Source organism: Flexivirga sp. G2 (assembly GCF_055397625.1).
The window spans coordinates 75,285-92,033 of record NZ_AP039675.1; the positions used below are offsets into that span (position 1 = coordinate 75,285).

Annotated in this window: 17 protein-coding genes; 10 read left to right on the plus strand and 7 right to left on the minus strand. The window is 68.9% G+C overall.

The genetic code is table 11. The features are described from left to right. Positions 1–7 precede the first annotated feature (7 nt). Both ACZ50J_RS00360 and ACZ50J_RS00365 read right to left on the minus strand, forming a co-directional pair. A complete protein-coding gene (locus ACZ50J_RS00360) occupies positions 8–1,264 on the minus strand; it encodes a hypothetical protein (RefSeq protein ID WP_464299298.1) in 1,257 nt (418 codons plus the stop codon). 46 nt (positions 1,265–1,310) lie between these two features. After that, entirely contained in the window at positions 1,311–2,222 is a 912-nt protein-coding gene (locus ACZ50J_RS00365; RefSeq protein WP_464299299.1) for a universal stress protein, read from the minus strand. 131 nt (positions 2,223–2,353) lie between these two features. Here ACZ50J_RS00365 and ACZ50J_RS00370 point away from each other — a divergent pair, with 131 nt between their 5' ends. From ACZ50J_RS00370 to ACZ50J_RS00380, 3 genes are read left to right on the plus strand one after another with little or no spacing between them, the layout of a single operon-like run. Next, positions 2,354–4,111: a sensor histidine kinase gene (locus ACZ50J_RS00370; protein WP_464299300.1), complete on the plus strand. Its 1,758-nt coding sequence runs from the start codon at positions 2,354–2,356 to the stop codon at positions 4,109–4,111. Continuing rightward, the gene (locus ACZ50J_RS00375; protein WP_464299301.1) at positions 4,108–4,761 is read left to right on the plus strand and encodes a response regulator; all 654 of its coding nucleotides are present in this window, start codon (positions 4,108–4,110) and stop codon (positions 4,759–4,761) included. The genes ACZ50J_RS00370 and ACZ50J_RS00375 overlap by 4 nt, the downstream gene beginning before the upstream one ends. A 39-nt stretch (positions 4,762–4,800) precedes the next feature. Then, the gene (locus ACZ50J_RS00380; RefSeq protein WP_464299302.1) at positions 4,801–5,244 is read left to right on the plus strand and encodes a pyridoxamine 5'-phosphate oxidase family protein; all 444 of its coding nucleotides are present in this window, start codon (positions 4,801–4,803) and stop codon (positions 5,242–5,244) included. A gap of 19 nt (positions 5,245–5,263) precedes the next feature. Here ACZ50J_RS00380 and ACZ50J_RS00385 read toward each other — a convergent pair whose 3' ends face one another. From ACZ50J_RS00385 to ACZ50J_RS00395, 3 genes are read right to left on the minus strand one after another with little or no spacing between them, the layout of a single operon-like run. Next, positions 5,264–6,655, minus strand: coding sequence for an MBL fold metallo-hydrolase RNA specificity domain-containing protein (locus ACZ50J_RS00385; RefSeq protein WP_464299303.1), 1,392 nt, complete (start codon positions 6,653–6,655; stop codon positions 5,264–5,266). Continuing rightward, on the minus strand, positions 6,645–7,562 hold the full coding sequence (locus tag ACZ50J_RS00390) for a universal stress protein (RefSeq protein WP_464299304.1): 918 nt from the start codon (positions 7,560–7,562) through the stop codon (positions 6,645–6,647). Before ACZ50J_RS00390 ends, ACZ50J_RS00385 begins: the two co-directional genes overlap by 11 nt. Continuing rightward, entirely contained in the window at positions 7,559–8,470 is a 912-nt protein-coding gene (locus tag ACZ50J_RS00395; protein ID WP_464299305.1) for a universal stress protein, read from the minus strand. The genes ACZ50J_RS00390 and ACZ50J_RS00395 overlap by 4 nt, the downstream gene beginning before the upstream one ends. 190 nt (positions 8,471–8,660) lie before the next feature. On the opposite strand from ACZ50J_RS00395, the gene ACZ50J_RS00400 reads away from it, so the two are divergent. The 6 genes from ACZ50J_RS00400 to ACZ50J_RS00425 all read left to right on the plus strand — a co-directional run bounded on the left by ACZ50J_RS00400 (position 8,661) and on the right by ACZ50J_RS00425 (position 13,815). Continuing rightward, complete coding sequence (locus tag ACZ50J_RS00400; RefSeq protein WP_464299306.1) at positions 8,661–9,767, plus strand: alcohol dehydrogenase catalytic domain-containing protein; 1,107 nt, start codon at positions 8,661–8,663, stop codon at positions 9,765–9,767. A 30-nt stretch (positions 9,768–9,797) separates the two neighbouring features. Next, the gene (locus tag ACZ50J_RS00405) at positions 9,798–10,319 is read left to right on the plus strand and encodes a GNAT family N-acetyltransferase (protein ID WP_464299307.1); all 522 of its coding nucleotides are present in this window, start codon (positions 9,798–9,800) and stop codon (positions 10,317–10,319) included. Continuing rightward, positions 10,316–10,732, plus strand: coding sequence for a hypothetical protein (locus tag ACZ50J_RS00410; RefSeq protein WP_464299308.1), 417 nt, complete (start codon positions 10,316–10,318; stop codon positions 10,730–10,732). Before ACZ50J_RS00405 ends, ACZ50J_RS00410 begins: the two co-directional genes overlap by 4 nt. Positions 10,733–10,734: 2 nt before the next feature. Then, complete coding sequence (locus ACZ50J_RS00415) at positions 10,735–11,712, plus strand: ABC transporter ATP-binding protein (protein ID WP_464299309.1); 978 nt, start codon at positions 10,735–10,737, stop codon at positions 11,710–11,712. A 56-nt stretch (positions 11,713–11,768) separates the two neighbouring features. Further along, positions 11,769–13,283: an ABC transporter permease gene (locus ACZ50J_RS00420; protein WP_464299310.1), complete on the plus strand. Its 1,515-nt coding sequence runs from the start codon at positions 11,769–11,771 to the stop codon at positions 13,281–13,283. Positions 13,284–13,362: 79 nt separating this feature from the next. Then, positions 13,363–13,815: a pyridoxamine 5'-phosphate oxidase family protein gene (locus tag ACZ50J_RS00425; RefSeq protein WP_464299311.1), complete on the plus strand. Its 453-nt coding sequence runs from the start codon at positions 13,363–13,365 to the stop codon at positions 13,813–13,815. A 59-nt stretch (positions 13,816–13,874) separates the two neighbouring features. Here the strand turns inward: ACZ50J_RS00425 and ACZ50J_RS00430 are convergent, their stop codons facing one another. Both ACZ50J_RS00430 and ACZ50J_RS00435 read right to left on the minus strand, forming a co-directional pair. Beyond that, positions 13,875–15,089, minus strand: a complete 1,215-nt coding sequence (locus ACZ50J_RS00430) for an acetate/propionate family kinase (RefSeq protein ID WP_464299312.1) — start codon at positions 15,087–15,089, stop codon at positions 13,875–13,877. 70 nt (positions 15,090–15,159) lie between these two features. After that, positions 15,160–16,062, minus strand: coding sequence for a universal stress protein (locus tag ACZ50J_RS00435; RefSeq protein WP_464299313.1), 903 nt, complete (start codon positions 16,060–16,062; stop codon positions 15,160–15,162). A 261-nt stretch (positions 16,063–16,323) separates the two neighbouring features. Between ACZ50J_RS00435 and ACZ50J_RS00440 the strand changes: the two genes are divergently transcribed. Continuing rightward, on the plus strand, positions 16,324–16,746 hold the full coding sequence (locus ACZ50J_RS00440; RefSeq protein WP_464299314.1) for a pyridoxamine 5'-phosphate oxidase family protein: 423 nt from the start codon (positions 16,324–16,326) through the stop codon (positions 16,744–16,746). Positions 16,747–16,749 lie beyond the last annotated feature (3 nt).

The window sequence follows — 16,749 nt, forward strand, 5'->3', positions numbered from 1 at the left end:
TCGGGGGTCAGCCGAGGATCGGGAAGCGTCGCACGATGTCGGTCCGCTTCCACCACGCGCCCAGGCCCCAGGCCTCGTCCGCGTGCAGCACGGGCAACGCCAGGACCGCGATCGCGTAGATGAGGTGATCGTCCATGAACGGGTTGTTCGCCGGCGGGAGCACGACCGACCACATGAGCACCAACATGATTGCGGCGGCGACCGCGGATGCGCGCATCGCGACGCCGACACACAGGCCGATTCCGATGCCGAGCAGGCCGAGCATGAAGAGCCAGTCGGCCCAGCCCTGACCGGCGATGTCCTTGTAGAGACCGGCGAACGGACCCTTTGCGGAGAAGTGCAGGAAGCCGTAGGTCGGGCTGCCGCCGTGGATCCACGCCTGCTTGCTGGTCGTGTCGTGCCCGAGCCCGAACGTCTTGTCGAGGAAGGCCCACAGGAACACCCACCCCAGGCTGAGCCTGAGGGCAGCGAGCAGGTAGCGGCGACCGACGGACGTCGACGGTGGTCGACCGGTGGTGGTGTGCACCTCGACCCGAGCCGGGTGTGCCCGTCGGATTCGCGTCTGCGCGGAAAGTTTCATGAAGTCCTCCTCGGTTCGCCCGGCGTAGCGGGTCTTGCTGTCATGGCCAGCGTCGCGCGGTCGAGGGGCTGCCGACAGAGACGAAAGTCCCGGGGACTGTTGGGTATTCGCCTCGTCGGACGGTGCTGCGGACCGGAGGTGTTTGCTCCAGTCGACCTGACTCAGCGCCACGAGCCCGGCCAGCATCGCGACCTCCAGCAGCACCCCCGCGGGAGACGTCAGAGTGGAGGTCATCAGATCCGCGGTGCTGGTGCCCTTCACCAGGTGTGCTCCCCCGAGATACAGGCTGTAGCTCACCAGTCGCCCGGCGAAGAACGATGCCGTGAGCGGGACCAGGCGGACCTGCATCAGCCCGGCGGCCTCGAACAGCTGCGCCGACGGGATCGGTGAGAGCGCGAACAACATGAGTCCCGCGACGGATCCGGCCCGTCGGCGCATCAGCACCGAACCGGCCGCCGTGAGGTTGTGTCGCCGCCCGGCGGGTAGGTGTCGGCCCAGCGCTCGGGTGCCGACGGCGAGCGCGAGTCTGCCGGCGGCCGCGGCCACCGCACCGGTCGGGACCAACAGGACCTCGGACAGATCGTCGCGCAGGTAGAAGAGCACCAGCACCGCCCAGGTCGGTGGCCCGAAGGCGGGGATCAGGTTGATGCCGAACACCGCCGCAGCCATCCAGAGGTACGTCATGGTGGATCCTCCCGCCGAGCACCTCCTCCTGCTCTCCGGGATGTCTTCATGCCGAGGTGTGGCTCTGGTCGTGCCCGCCGCCGGCTTGTTCGGCGCGGGTGTGGGAGACCACGGCGACCGGGCACAGCGCGCGGCGCATCATCCGTTGGCTGACGGCTCCGAGCACGAGGCCGGTGACCTCCCGGTGGCCCCGAGTGCCCACGACGAGCAGCGACGCGTTGGTGCTGTGCTCGACGAGCGTTTCGGCGGTGGGGGCGCATTCGACCCGAGGAGTGACCCGAACGCTCGGATAGCGTGCGGACGGCCCGGCCAGCGCCTTCCTCAGCAACCCGCGATGGTGTTCCTGGGCCGCCGCCATGTTTCCGCCCGGCATCGGGATGCCGCTGGCGAAATCCATGCGGTCCAGTTGCCAGCACAGCACGGCGACCACGCCGAGTCCACGGCGGTCGGCCTCGGCGAAGGCGAAGTCGAGTGCGGCGACGCCATCGGGTCGCAGGTCGACACCCACCACGACCGGTCCCCGTGACTGAAGTTCGGTGAAGGCTGCTCGGATGACCAGGACCGGGCAGTGCGCGGCGGCGGAGACGCGGGTGGCTACCGAGCCGAGTACGGCGCCACGAACGGCGCCCAATCCCCTTGTCCCGAGCACGATCTCACCAGCGACGATGGAGGCGTCGACCAGCGCGTTGACCGGTGAATCGGCAGGTTGTGACCAGGTGACGGCAAGATCCGGATGGTGGTGCTGCACGATGCCGAGGGCTTCGTCGCAGATGTTGTCGATGGGGTTGACGTCGGGCGTCGGACCGTAGGTGGAGTACAGCGCGCCCTCGGCGTGCATGACATGCAATGGGCTGGCTGCCTCCGCCGCCCGGTCGGCGGCCCAGCGGAGCGCATTCCAGCTTTCCCGGGATCCATCGACTCCGACGACGACCGCATTGCTCGGGATGTGGTTACTCATGGAAGGCCTCCTCGACCGCGCTTCCGGGTGGTGCCGCAGGTATTCAGGATCGATCGAGCGCGCCGAGCGGGTGAGGGGCGAAGGTCCCGAATCCGTTTCGTGACCGGCTTCCCGGTTCTAGGCTGGTCTCCATGCAGAGCCCCGAAGACGGTTCTGACCACGCCCGGTCCCTGGTGACACCGTCCACACTCGGTCTGGACGACCTGATCGAAGAACTGCGCGCCCGTGCGACGCAACGCTTCCGTTCCCACGAACAGCTTGCGCACCTGCTGGACGCGGTCGTCGCGGTGACGGCCGACCTCGAATTGAGCGATGTCCTGTCGCGGATCGTGCGCGCCGCATGCGAACTGGTCGACGCCAGGTATGGCGCCCTGGGTGTCCTGGATCGCGATCGGGAACACCTGGTCGAATTCGTCACCCGAGGACTCAGCCCCGAGGAGAGAGCCGCGATCGGAGATCTGCCGCACGGGAACGGTGTGCTCGGCCTGCTGATCCACGAGCCGCAACCGTTGCGCCTGGCGGACCTGGCCACGCATCCCGCCAGCTACGGGTTTCCCCCTCACCACCCTCCGATGCACACCTTCCTGGGGGCGCCGGTCCGGATCCGCAACGAGGTGTTCGGCAACATCTACCTGACCGAGAAGTCCGACGGCACCGAGTTCACCGCGGATGACGAAAGCATCCTGGTGGCGCTCGCCGCTGCGGCGGGCATCGCGATCGACAACGCTCGCCTGTACGAGCGGACCCGTCGGCAACGGGCCTGGGTGGAGACGAGCAATGAGCTCAGCCAGCGCCTGCTCGAAGGATCCAGCGAACGGGACGCCATGCGGTTCCTGGTGGCTGCAGCCGTGGAGCACGCGTATGCGCGCGACGGTTTCGTCGCGCTGCACGACGAACTCGGCCACCTGCATGTCGCCACGTGCAAGGTGGGCGCGCAGCCTGCTGACATCGTGCTCGCCGCGCCCGCTTGGAGCACCCTCGTCCGAGAGGGCGAGCCGGTGCTGATCAACAGGTCCGAGGAACCCGCACCGGACGCGACTGCCGCCCTGGTCGGCGAAGTGGCTGCCGTGCTGGGTGACGGGGACGGCGACGTCGCAGTCATGCCGGTCGTCGTCGGCACCGAGGACGTCGGAGTCCTGGTGGTCGTCTGGGACAGGGACCGCGGATCCGTGGCCGCCGAGATGCTCGAACTGCTGGCGGCGCTGGCCGGCCAGACCGGTCTCGCCCTGACAGCATCCAGGGCCCAGCGGGACAAGTCTCGTCTGGTGCTGTTGGAGGATCGGGACCGGATCGCCCGGGACATGCACGACCACGTCATCCAGCGGCTGTTCGCCACCGGTCTGTCCTTGCAGGCCGCGAGCCAGTTGGCGACGCATCCGACGGTCCGGGCCAGGGTCGACGACGCCGTCAACGACCTGGATCGGGCGATCAAGGACATCCGGCACGCGATCTTCGAGCTGCACGATGTCGAAGCATCGACCGCACAGCAGGCTGTGCAGGAGTTGATCACCGCGCTCACGTCCGCCCTGGGGTTCCGCCCCGAGATCTCCCTGCAAGGACCAATCGACCGGCTGCCGGCGGAGATCCTCGCCGACGTGCTGGCCGTCGTGCGGGAGGGGCTGTCGAACGTGGCCCGGCACGCGGAAGCGGATCACGCATCCGTCCGCGTCGAATGCTCGCAGGAGCTGAGCGTGAGGGTGCGCGACAACGGCACCGGGATCGGGACCGTCTCGCGGCGCAGCGGTCTGGACAACCTCGCCCGGCGTGCGAAGGCGCGCGGCGGGTCGTTCGGCGTCCGGTCGGTCACACCGGCCGGGACCGAGCTGGCATGGTGCATCCCGTTGAGCGGAGGCTCGACGGGACCGGCAGAACAGGTAGGACGCGCATGACGATACGAATCTTCCTGCTCGACGATCACGAGGTGGTGCGGCGTGGGATCCGGGACCTGCTGACCGCCGAACCGGACTTCGAGGTCGTCGGCGAGGCCGGCACCGCTGCCGACGCCCTCCGCGAGATCGTGCTGTCGGCCCCCGACGTCGCGCTGCTCGATGTCCGTCTGCCGGACGGGTCGGGTGTCGACGTGTGCCGCGATGCCCGGTCCGCGCTGCCGACCATGAAGGCCCTGATGTTCACGTCGTACAACGATGCGCGCGCCCTGCAGGCAGCGGTGCTCGCCGGAGCGGCGGGCTACCTGCTCAAGGACATCAAGGGCCCGAGCCTGACGGATGCGGTTCGCGCGGTGGCCAACGGTCGGGATCTGCTGCAGGACCACGAAGTGGAACAGTTGCGGCGCTCCTGGCAGGAACCCGACACGACCGACCGCCGGCTACAGCTCCTGACGCCCCAGGAACGCCGCATCCTGGACCACATCGCCCGGGGCATGACCAACAAGCAGATTGCCGACACGCTCCACCTGGCCGAGAAGACCGTGAAGAACTACGTCACGTCGCTCCTCGCCAAGCTCGGCATGGAACGCCGTACCCAGGCGGCGGTCTTCGCGGCCACACATCCCGAGGAAGGGCAGAAGCGGGACCAATGACCCTGGGACGACACCGACCCGCCGAGGACCGTCGTTGTCATGAACACAAGCAGCGACACACACACCGTCAACCTGTCCCTCTCCGAGTGCTGGGCACTGGTCCGGTCCGTCCCGGTGGGACGCCTGGCGGTCACCGTTGACGGTCATCCGGACATCTTCCCGGTCAACCACGTCGTCGACCACGGAACGATCATGCTGCGCACCGGCCCCGGCACGAAGCTGGCGGCGTCCGACAAGCAGGCGGTGGCCTTCGAGGTCGACGGGTATGACGCCGAGCACGCCCAGAGCTGGAGTGTGGTGATCAAGGGCCGTGCCCATTCGGTCGATCGGTTGCACGACGTCGTCGACGCACTGCAACTGCCGATCTTCCCCTGGCAGGAAGGCCCGAAACCGTGCTTCCTGCGCATCGAGCCGGACTCGGTCACCGGGCGGCGCATCACCGTGAGCGGCGGGCATCTTGCCGGTCCGCTCGCCGGCCGGTGACGGCCCACCGGTCGTCCGCCTAGCCGTCGAGCCGGACGGTCTCGCCGAGGCTCGGCGTGACCACACACCACCCGGTCGCCTCGCGGATCCGGCGTGCGAGGGCCTGTCGTGAACGATCCTCCCCGTGCACCAGGTAGATCACCTCCGGTGCCGCGGGCAGTTCCTTCACCCAGGACACGAGTTCATCGGCATCCGCGTGCACGGAGAAGCCCTCGTCGGCGACCACCGTCGCCCGGACCGGCACGTACCGGCCGTACAGCTTGAGCGCAGTGGCGCCTTCGGCGAGCAGCCGCCCCGGGGTGCCCGAGGCCTGGTAGCCGGTGAGAACGACCGCGTCGCCGGCGCGCGGCAACATGCTCAGCAGGTGGTGCACGACCCGGCCGCCCGTCCCCATCCCCGATGCGGAGACCACGATCGACGGTTCGGGTGGGGTATTGAGGACGATGGACTCCTCGGCGGTCCGCGCCAACCGCAGGTCGAGGTCATCGGCGATCGCGGACGTCAGGTCCGTGCGCAGTTCGGAGCGCATCGCCGGGTCGCGATAGATCTCCCAGGCGGCCAGGGCCATGGGGCTGTCGACATACACCGGCACACGTGGGATCTGTCCGCCGAGGGTGAGCTCGTTCAGCGTGCGCAGCACGATCTCGGTCCGGTCCAGTGCGAAGGCCGGGATGAGGACGGACCCACCACGTCGGACCGTGTCGCGGACGGTCTGCGCGAGGACCTCGTGCGCGGTGGCCACCGGTGTGTGCGAGCGGTCGCCGTATGTCGACTCCAGGACCACCGTGCGCGCCGCGGGAGGTGGTTGGCGCGGCAGCAGGATGGGGTGGTTGGTCCTGCCGAGATCCCCTGAGAACAATACGGTTTCACCGCCGACGTCGACCAGCGCCGACGCTGCGCCGAGGATGTGCCCGGCGCGCGAGAAGGTGACGGTGATGTCGTCGACAATGGTCTGCGCAGCCCCGTACTCGACGGGTGAGAGCAACTTGCTGGCGTCGTCCGCGTCGCCGGCTCGATACAGCGGCGCCGGCGCGCGGTGCCTGCTGAAGTGGCCGGTGAAAGCTGCTTGCGCGTAGTGCTCCTGCAGGTGCGCGCTGTCACGCAGCACGAGGGGCGCAAGACGCGCCGTCCCGGGGGTGCACCAGACGGGTCCGCGGTAGCCCGCCCGGGTCAGCACCGGCAGGCGACCGCAATGGTCGAGGTGCGCATGCGTGAGCACGACCCCGTCGATGCCCGCGGCGACGAACGGCAGCGGCTCCCAATTCCGTTGGCGCCATTGCCGATCGCCCTGGTACATCCCGCAGTCGACGAGCACTTCGCGCGCCCCGCGCCGCAACAGGAACGAGCTCCCGGTGACGGTGCCCACTGCGCCCTCGAAGCCGAGCGTGACCGACATACGACTATTCGTCATCGGCGCCGTCCTCGGTGACCGTCGCGTCGAACGGACGCAGGGTGCCTTCTCGCGCGATCAACACCGGGCAGACGGCCCGTCGCAGGACGGCCTGTCCGACCGAGCCCAACAGCGCCCCCGCGGCTTCGTGGCGACCGTGCGAACCCAGCACCAACAATGATGCGTTCGCACTGCTCGTGAGCAGTATGTCGGCCGGATCGCCGCGTTTCACAAGCACGTTCACACTGTTCGTCGGATGATTTCGTCGTTCGGCGGCCACCAGCTGCTCGATCCGAGCGCGCTCCAGGAAGCCGTAGTCCGTGACGTGCACGACCACCAACGGGCGCCGGTGGATGTCAGCGGCCAGGAATGCGGCGCGCAGCGCATCGCCGTCACTCGGGCGGCCCTCGAGGCCCACGACGACCGGGTCGGACTCCTGCACCTTGCGCAGCGGAGTCCGCGAGACGACGACCGGGCAGTGTGCGTCGGCGATCAACTCGACCGCGGTCGACCCCCCGACGACCTGGCGGACCGGCCCTCGGCCACGGGTGCCGACCGCGAGCAAGGTGGCAAAACGTGACGCCCAGGTCAACGCCGGCAGCGGGTCGCCATACGGCTGACTCCAGGTGACGGCCAGTGTGGCGTAACTGTCGGCCAACGCCCTACGTGCGTCGGCGACGCACCCCGATGGTTCCGGCTCGTAGTCGTCGACGCCGTCCGGCCCCAGCCACAGCGGCGACTGCACCGCGTGCAGCAGATGCACCGGGAGGTCGCGTCGGACGGCCTCGGCAGCGGCCCACTCCAGCGCGGCGGTGCTCTGCGGTGAATGGTCGAGACCGACGACGATCGCGTGCGCCGGGATCGTCGTCGATCGACCGGGGACCCCTGTGCGGTGGGTCGAGGTGTCGGCGTGCTCGATCGGGTTCATGACGATGCTCCCGCCGTGTTCTCGTCCGGTGCCGTCCGGAGTGACGTTCGCCCGTCGCGCACGACCAGCACCGGGCACGTGGCGGTTCGGATCACGCTCTGACTGACCGAACCGAGTACGGCGCCGCCGATCTCACCACGCCCCCGCGACCCGACCACCAGGAGCGCGGCGTCGGCGGAGAAGCGGGCCAGCGCATGGGCGACGCCGTCCTGAACCGCATGGGCGGTCACCTCGACGTCGGGATGGTTGTGCGCCTGGTCGGCGATGGTGCGGTTCAGCAGCGCGAGTTGGTGCTCCTGCGCCTCCCGGATCGGCAGGCCCTGCAACTCGAGGCCGTCCACGATCGTCGAGGCGTCCAGTTGCCAGGCGTGTACGACGACGAGATCGACATGCCGGTCACCGGCCTCCGCGAAGCCTGCGGCCAGGACCGGTCCGAAGCATCGGTCGTATCCGACGCCGACGACGACGGGCGCGCCCGGCCGCGGTATCGGGGTGTCCGCGCGCAGCACGGCCACCGGGCATCGGGTCTGCGCGATGAGCCGGGTCGTGGTCGATCCGAGCACTGCGTCGCCGACGGCGCCGTGTCCTCGGGAGCCGACGACCGTGACGCGTGCGCTTCGGGAGCCGCTCGCCAGTGCGGCAGCGGGATCGCCGGCCGGCTGGGACCAGGTGACTTGCAGGTCGGGGTGCCAATCGCTGAGCATCACCAGCGCGTCCCGGACGACCGAACGCATCGGACGGGAGGTGGTGCTCGAGTAGACCCAGGCCTCGTCGTCGACCACGTGCATGAGGTGCAGCGGCCAGTGCCGTCGGCGCGCCTCGGTGGCCGCCCAACTGAGGGCTCGTGCGCTCTCCGCGGACTGGTCCAATCCGACCAGTACCGCTCCCAGGGGGACAGCAGTGTCCATCAGGAACTCCTTCCGTCAATGCGTTGCCGTCAATGCGTTCAGGGCTCCAGCGTCCGTCGAACGCAGCACGTCCGGCAGGGACGAACGTCCCGCGACAACGATGCTCCGGAAGTGGGCCATTGGTCCCTGTGCGCGCCGGTTCACAGGGGCTGGACTGGTCGGAGCAGGTCAACCACCGGATGGAGACGTCATGACGACCAGTAGCGAATCATCAACGATCACAACCACTTCCGGAGCTTCCTCCGGCGGCACGACGATGAGAGCGGTCGTCTACGACGGGAACGGTCACAAGTCCTGGGACGAAGTGCCGCGGCCGACGATCCAGGCGCCCACTGACGCGATCGTGCAGATCGACGCTGCCACGATCTGCGGGACCGACCTGCACATCCTCGGTGGTGACGTACCGGAGGTCACCGCCGGGCGAATTCTCGGTCACGAAGCAGTGGGCACCGTCGTCTCGGTGGGCTCGGCCGTGAGCACCCGCTCCGTCGGCGACCGCGTCCTCATCTCCTGTATCACGGCCTGCGGCAACTGCGACTACTGCCGGCGCGGGCGGTACGGACTCTGCCTGGGAGGCGGTGGCTGGATCCTCGGCCACACCATCGACGGCACACAGGCCGAATACGCCCGCATCCCGTTCGCCGATCGGTCCACCCACCTCATCCCCGCGGAGGTGAACGATGAGGAGGCGCTGATGCTCGCCGACATCGGACCCACCGGATACGAGGTCGGCGTGCTCAACGGACATGTGGGACCCGGCGACACCGTCGTGGTGGTCGGTGCCGGCCCGATCGGCCTGTCCGCCATACAGTCCGCACGACTGTTCAGCCCCTCGCGGATCGTCGCGGTGGACCTCGCACCCGCCCGGCTGGCGGCTGCTCGACGGTTCGGCGCCGACGTCACGGTCCGGAGCTCGCAGGACGACCCGCTTTCGATCGTTCGCGATCTCACCGACGGGCTGGGCGCCGACGTCGCGATCGAAGCGGTCGGGACCCCGGGGACCTTCGAGCTGTGCGCCCGACTGATCCGTCCCGGCGGACGGGTCGCCAACGTCGGGGTCCACGGCAAGGCGGCCACGTTGCATCTGGAAGAGCTGTGGCCGCGCGACATCACCGTGACCACGGGACTCGTCGACACGTTCTCGACGCCGCTTCTCCTCCGGCTGCTGCAGCGGCGTCGCCTCAGCACCGCTGAGTTCGTCACCCACCGCTTCGCGCTGCACGAGTTCATGGCCGCGTACGAGGCCTTCTCCCGCGCCGCTGACACCAACGCACTCAAAGTCGTGCTGACCCGTTGAGGGCCGGCACCCAGCTCAGGAGGTAGACCCGTGCGACCCGCATCCGTCCGGATCCGTCCGTTCGACACCGCTGACACCACAGCCGTGCGCGCCCTGTTCCGTCGTTGGGGCGACCGGTCCGTCGAGCAGCGCTTCTTCGCCATGTCGCCCTCGCTGGCCGACGGGTACGTCGACGCGTTGGGCGACCCGGACAGAACCCTGTTCGCGGTCGTCGCCGGCAACGCAGCGGGTGACATCGTGGGTGTCGGATCCACCCATCGCCTCGGCGCCGATCGTGCGGAGTTCGGACTCTCCGTCGACGACGGCGTGCAGGGGCGCGGCGTCGGTACTCGTCTCCTGGCGGCATTGCTGCACGACGCCGACCGGCGGAACCTGTCGGCACTGGTGGCGTATGTCGAGCCGGCCAATCAGCAGATGCTGGAAGTGATTCGGGACGAACTGCCCGATGCCACCCGAGAACGACGGGACGGCGTGGTCACGGTGACGGTCCCCGTCGGAACGGCCCTGCAGCACGCGTCGGCCCACCTTCGCGAAGACGTGGTGCCGTCATGAATCGCGACTTCTTCCTCGACAACCCCTTCGGTGTGCATCACTCAGGTGCGACGGGTCCCCGATCGCCGCGAGTCCGTGCTGCGGTGAAAGGCGTTGGCGGAGACCGTATTCGGCTCGCCACGATCGGTCGGACCCTCACCGTCCTCGAAGCGACCACGGACCCCTGCCTGAGTCACCTGATGGCCGAGGACACCTGTTGGCGCTTCTCGCACGAGCAGTGGGTGCGGGCACGCCCGTCGCGATGGAACCGGGAGCAGTGGCACCGCTGGCAGGACGACGGCTACCGACTTCAGGACAAGCTCCGGCGCATCGAACAGCTGGCCCGCGGACTCGGCCTACCTCCGGAGCCGACGCCACGGCTGCGCCGGTGCCGTCGCATCCTGGGGTCACTCGGTCGATTGTTCCGGTGCTGACGATGAACACGACAACCGTGGGAAGCCCCGCGGCAGCAGGACCCGACAGCGTGCGAGACCTCGCGGTGAGCGTGATCACCATTCGTGACCTGCACAAGAAGTTCGGTCACACGGCAGCGCTCGCGGGCCTGGATCTGCAGGTGTCCGAGGGCGACGTGCACGGGCTGCTGGGACCCAACGGCGCCGGAAAATCCACCACCATCCGGATCCTGCTCGGTCTGTTGCGGGCGACATCCGGCCGCGCGCGGGTGCTCGGACTCGATCCGTGGTCACAGGCGACCGAGCTGCATCGGCAGCTCGCCTACGTGCCGGGCGACGTCGCCCTGTGGCCCAATCTCACCGGGGGCGAGGCGATCGACCTGCTCAGTGCACTCCGCGGAGGCGTCCCACGCGCACGACGCGACGAGCTGATCGAACGATTCGAGCTGGATCCCACGCGGAAGGGGCACACCTACTCCACCGGCAACCGGCAGAAGATCGCGCTGGTGGCGGCCCTGGCCGCCGACGTCCGGGTGTTGTTGTTCGACGAGCCGACCCGTGGGCTGGACCCGCTGATGACCCTCGTCTTCCAGCAGATCCTGCGGGAGCGCAAGAGCGAGGGACGGACGGTCCTGTTGTCCAGCCACATCCTCAGCGATGTGGAGGAGATCGCGGACTCGGTCACCATGCTGCGCGGTGGCACGGCCATCAGCAGCGGCAGCCTGAGCCGGCTGCGACATTCCGCCCGCACCCGAGTGCGCCTGGACCTGCGGACCGGCCCGACGCAGCACGAGCTGGCCGCGCTCCACGGCATGTACGACGTCTCCGTCGGTGACCTTCCGGGGTCCGGTCCGGTGCGCTGCCGGGTGACCTTCACCGCGGAGCCGAGCGACGTCGGGGGACTGATCGCCGCCCTGAACCCGCACGGTGTCACCGAAGTCGCATGCACCCCGCCATCCTTGGAGGACCTGTTCCTGGAGAAGTTCCGGGTCGCGCCATGACGGGGTTCGCGGGAACCGGTCCCCTGCTGAGAGTCGCCGTCCGCCGGGATCGACTCATGGTGTCGGTGACGGTGATTCTGCTGGCTGTGCTGGTGGCCGGCTCGGATCGCGCCACCCGCAATCTCTATCCGTCCGGCACGCATCTTCCCGCGAGCCTGCTGGACACGATGCGTAATCCGGCATTCGTCGCGCTGTACGGATCGCTCCCCGAACCGGCCTCGATCGACGCCGTCGGTGTCTCCAAGACGCTGCTGCCGGCGGGGTTGGGTCTCGCGATCCTGGCCCAGGTGATCGTGCGACGTCATACCCGCGCGGACGAGGAGTCCGGGCTGGCCGAACTCGTCGGGGCACAGATCGTCGGCCGGCACGCCGCACTCACCGCCGCTCTGCTCCTTGCGGTCGGAGCGGTCGCGTCCGGGGCCGTCCTGGCCGCCCTCGGGCTGTGCCTGGTCGGATCACCCGTCGCCGGCGCGGTCTGTTTCGCCCTGTGCTGGGTGGTGATCGGGTGCACCGGTGCCGGCCTGGCAGCCGTGTGCGTCCAGATCGCCGGCAGCACCCGGGGCGCGGGTCAACTCGGACTCAGCGCGCTGGCGGTCCTGTACCTGATCCGGATGGTCGGGGACCTCGCGGCTCCTGCGCTCACCTGGTCGAGCCCGATCGGCTGGGCGACGAAGGCCGAGCCGTTCGGAGCGAACAACTACTGGGTGCTGGGACCCGGGCTGGGCGTCTGCATCGTGCTGGTGCTCCTCGCGTACCTGCTCCGGGGACGCCGGGACATCGGTGTCGGACTACTTCCGCAACGGACCGGCAGAGCGCGCGGACGGATCGCCGGGCCGGCCGGGCTCACCTGGCGCCTGCTGCGCGGAGGCGTCGCCGGGTGGCTGGTCGCGTTCGGGGCCTTGGGTGTTGTCGTGGGCAGTCTGACGAGCACTCTCACCGGGTCGGCCGATGCGGCCGTCCAGCGCATGTTGCGCAGCCTCGGTGGTGGGCAGGGTTCCTTCATCGAGCTCTATCTGGCGACCGAGATCTCGGTCTGCGCACTCATCGCCACCGCCGCCGGCATCTCCGTCGCCGGTCACCTCGCCACCGAGGAACGTGCCCGCCGGATCGACCCGCTGCTCGCCACCCCGTTGAGCCGACGGCGTCTCCTGGCGCCATACCTGCTGTGGGCACTCGTTCTCCCTGCGGCGTTGATGCTGTTGTTCGCGCTGTCGGTCTGGGGCGCCGATCGACTGACCGGGTCCCGGCTGGCACTGACGCCGTTGCTGCGATCGGCTGTTGCGACCTTCCCGGCGATGTGGACGGTCGTCGCGATCAGCCTGTGCCTGTTCGCCATACGTGCGGCGTGGATGCCGGTGAGTTGGGGTGTCCTGGTGCTGGCCGGCACGGTCGCCCAGTTCGGTGGTCTGCTCTCCCTTCCCGGCTGGGCACGTTCCTGGTCGCCGTTCGAGCACCTCTCCGCGTTCCCGGCGGATCAGCTGAACGTCGCCGCGCTCGGGGTGTACCTCGCGCTCGCTCTCATCGCGGGTGCGGCGGCGGTGTTCGGATTCATGCAGCGCCAGATCGGCTGATCGCCCCCCTATTCAGCGGTATGCCGGGCCGGGACCAAAGACCCTGCAGCTGATCCGACCGCAGCGGAAGGCTGGGCACATGCAGTCATCGACACACCCCCGAACCCAGCAACTGACCTCCGAGCAGTGCATCGAGCTGCTCGCATCGGCGCCCATCGGGCGTCTGGCCGTCATCGTGGCGGGGCGACCGGAGATCTACCCGGTCAATCACACGGTCTTCCAGGGGGATGTCCTCTTTCGAACCGGTTCGGGCACCAAACTGGACGCGGCCAAGGGCCAGCACGTCTCCTTCGAGGTCGACGGCCTCGACCAGTCAACGCGCACCGCGTGGAGTGTGCTGGTCAGCGGAGTGGCAACCGAGGTCGCCGAGTTGCACCAGGTCCTGGATCTGCTGCGGCTGCCGGTATTTCCGTGGGAACCCGGTGCCAAGCCGCACCTGCTGCGCATCCACCCCGAGACCCTCACCGGCCGGCGGTTCAGAGCGATCGACCTGCTGAGCACCTTCGTCACGCACCAGAACAGCACCATGTGAATGTGGTCGTGAACCCGCAGTGAGCGCCTGCTCATCGGCGATCTGCCCCGGCATACGCCTCAGGACGGCCCGGCCTGTCGATCGGCGTCGAACAGGACCTCAGCGGTATGTCGCGCGATCGGCAGCTCTTCGTTCGTCGGCACGACCAGGACCGATACGGCGGAGTCCGGCGACGAGATCAACCTGGTTCGACCTGAAGCGACGGCGTTGCGCGTCGGATCCAGTGTGATCCCGAGGTGCTCGAGACCGGCCACTGCCATCGCACGCACTCTCTCGCTGTTCTCCCCGACTCCGGCGGTGAAGGACAGCACGTCGAGTCCGCCGAGCACCGCCGTGTATGCGCCGATGTACTTGTGCAATCGGTGAGCCATGACGTCGAGTGCGAGTTGCGCAGCTTCGTCCCGGTGGTCGGCGGCCTCGAGGACATCTCGCATGTCCGCAGACCCGGACATCCCCAGTAGACCGGAGCGTCGCGTGAGCAGGTCCTGCAGGGTGTCGCTGCTGAATCTCCCGGTGCGTAGTAGATGCAGCAGAACACCCGAGTCCAGGTCTCCGGCCCGAGTGCCCATGACGAGACCCTCGAGCGGGGTCATGCCCATGGACGTGTCCACCGGAATGCCTTTGTCGATGGCCGAGACGGACGCGCCGTTGCCCAGGTGCAGGACGATCTGCCGGACGTCGGTCGCCGGTACGCGGAGGAACTCCGGCCCCGCGACCGAGACGAACTCGTGCGACGACCCGTGAAAACCGAATCGGCGGATGCCGTGCTGTTCAGCCACCGCCCGGTCGATGGCGTACGTCGCGGCGGTTCCCGGAAGGTCGGTGAAGAATCCCGTGTCGAAGACCGCGACCTGCGGAACGTCGGGGAACGCCCGAAGTGCAGCCCGAATGCCGGCCAAGTTCGCAGGGTTGTGCAGCGGAGCCAATGGCACGGCTGCCTCGATGGCGGCGAGGACGCGATCATCGATCCGTGCCGGCCTGCTCTGTGCAAGGCCGCCGTGCACCACTCGGTGCCCGATCGCGACGGGAGGATCAGTGGCCAGGTCGAGTCCGAGAGTGCTGAACTGCCCGACGATCAGGTCGAATGCCGCCTGCACGCCGCGTTCTCCGGCAGCACCGGAGGCGCGACGCGCTCCGCACCGCACGCGGTATCTGGCGTCGCGACTTCCGAGCCGCTCGACGGCGCCGGCCGCTTCGCCCTGGTTGCCCGACGTGGGATCGATCAGCTGCACCTTGCAGGACGACGAGCCGGCGTTGACAACGAGGATTCTCATCGCGACAGTTCGGCCGCGCCGATCGTGGCCCGGTCGCCGGCTGAGCAGTCCGCGGTCGTCGGTGGGGCCATCAGGACGCGCCCGCCGCTGTCTGCCGAGAGGACGAGAACAACGGCTTGCGGCCGTCCCGTACGACGAGCACGGGGCAGGGGGCCAACCGGATCAGGTTCTGATTGGCCGAGCCGAGTACGGCGCCGCCGCTCTTCCGGTGGCCGCGCGATCCGACGACCAGAAGTGACGCCTCGGCCGCGTAGCGGCACAGGGCCTCAACGGCGCCGTCCGGCACGGCATGGGTGGTGATCCGTAGGTAGGGGTGACTGCGCGCGACTTCGGCGATGCTCCTGCGCAGCAGATCTGTCTCGCAATGGTGTGCCTCAGCCATCGAGGTGTCCCGGAGGTCGGCCTCGCCCGTCATGGTGGGCGCTTCTGCTCGCCACGTGTGCACGATGATCAGGTCGACATGGCGACTGCTCGCCTGTTCGAACGCCGTCTCGAGTGCACCGACATACGGCCTGCCGTACTCCAGACCCACGACCACCGGCGCTCCCCTTGGTGGGATCGCCGTGTCGGCCCGCAGCACCGCAACCGGACAGTGGGTCTGCGCGATGAGATGGGTGGTCGTCGATCCCAGGAACGCGTCGGCCGCGGCGCCGCGCCCACGCGACTCGACGACGACGAGGCGGGCGACCCGTGCGGCGGTGGCCAGCACCGTCGCCGGGTCACCGATCACCTGCGACCAGGTGATGTCCAACCCGTCGTTCGCCGCGGCGAGCCAGCTGAGCGCGTCGCTGACCACCGGCGCTGTCGCACGTTGCGACAAGGCATATGTCGGCCAGACCCGCTGCGACTCGTCGAGCACATGCATCAGGTGCAGTGGCCAGTGCCGCCGACGAGCTTCGGCTGCCGCCCAGTCCAGCGCCGCGGACCCTGCGCCCGAGCCGTCGAGGCCGACGAGCACCGCTCCCAGTGGCACGTTGACATCCATCATTCGCTCCCTTCACCCAGCAGAACGGTGGACATCTCCAGGGTGCGCCGCGCACCCGGTGTCCGGGAGGGACGAACGTCCTCGCATCGGACCGCGACATACACCGGTTGCGTGGTCCGGCAATGCCTGACGCGGGGCGCGGCAGCGGCAAGGCCAGGGCAGCGCAGGGCAGGAATGACGTGCGCATCCTCGGCCACCCAGGGACCAAAGGCCCTCCGGGCAGGGCGGCCGCCTCGGCATACTCAGCCCATGCAGCCGACCACCTATCTGGCTCCCGAGCACCTCGACCGTGACCGGTGCCTGGGTCTGGTCGGCTCGGTGCCGGTCGGCAGACTGGGCATCATCGTGGGCGGCCGACCCGAGATCTACCCGGTGAATCACGTCGTGCACGAGGACAGGATCTTGTTCCGGACCGGGTCCGGCACCAAGCTCACCGAGGCGCTCGGCAGGACGGTTGCCTTCGAGGTCGACGGGCTGGAGAGGACCGGCACGGTCTGGAGCGTCCTGGCCATCGGGATGGCCACCAAGGTGGCGCGACTGCACGACCTGCTGACGCTGACCGATCCGCCGGTCCGGCCGTGGGAGCCGGGCGCCAAGCCCCACCTGATGCAGATCCGCCTGGACACCCTCAGCGGCCGCCGCTTCCCCGTCGCCCCGGTCCGCCCGACCTGATCT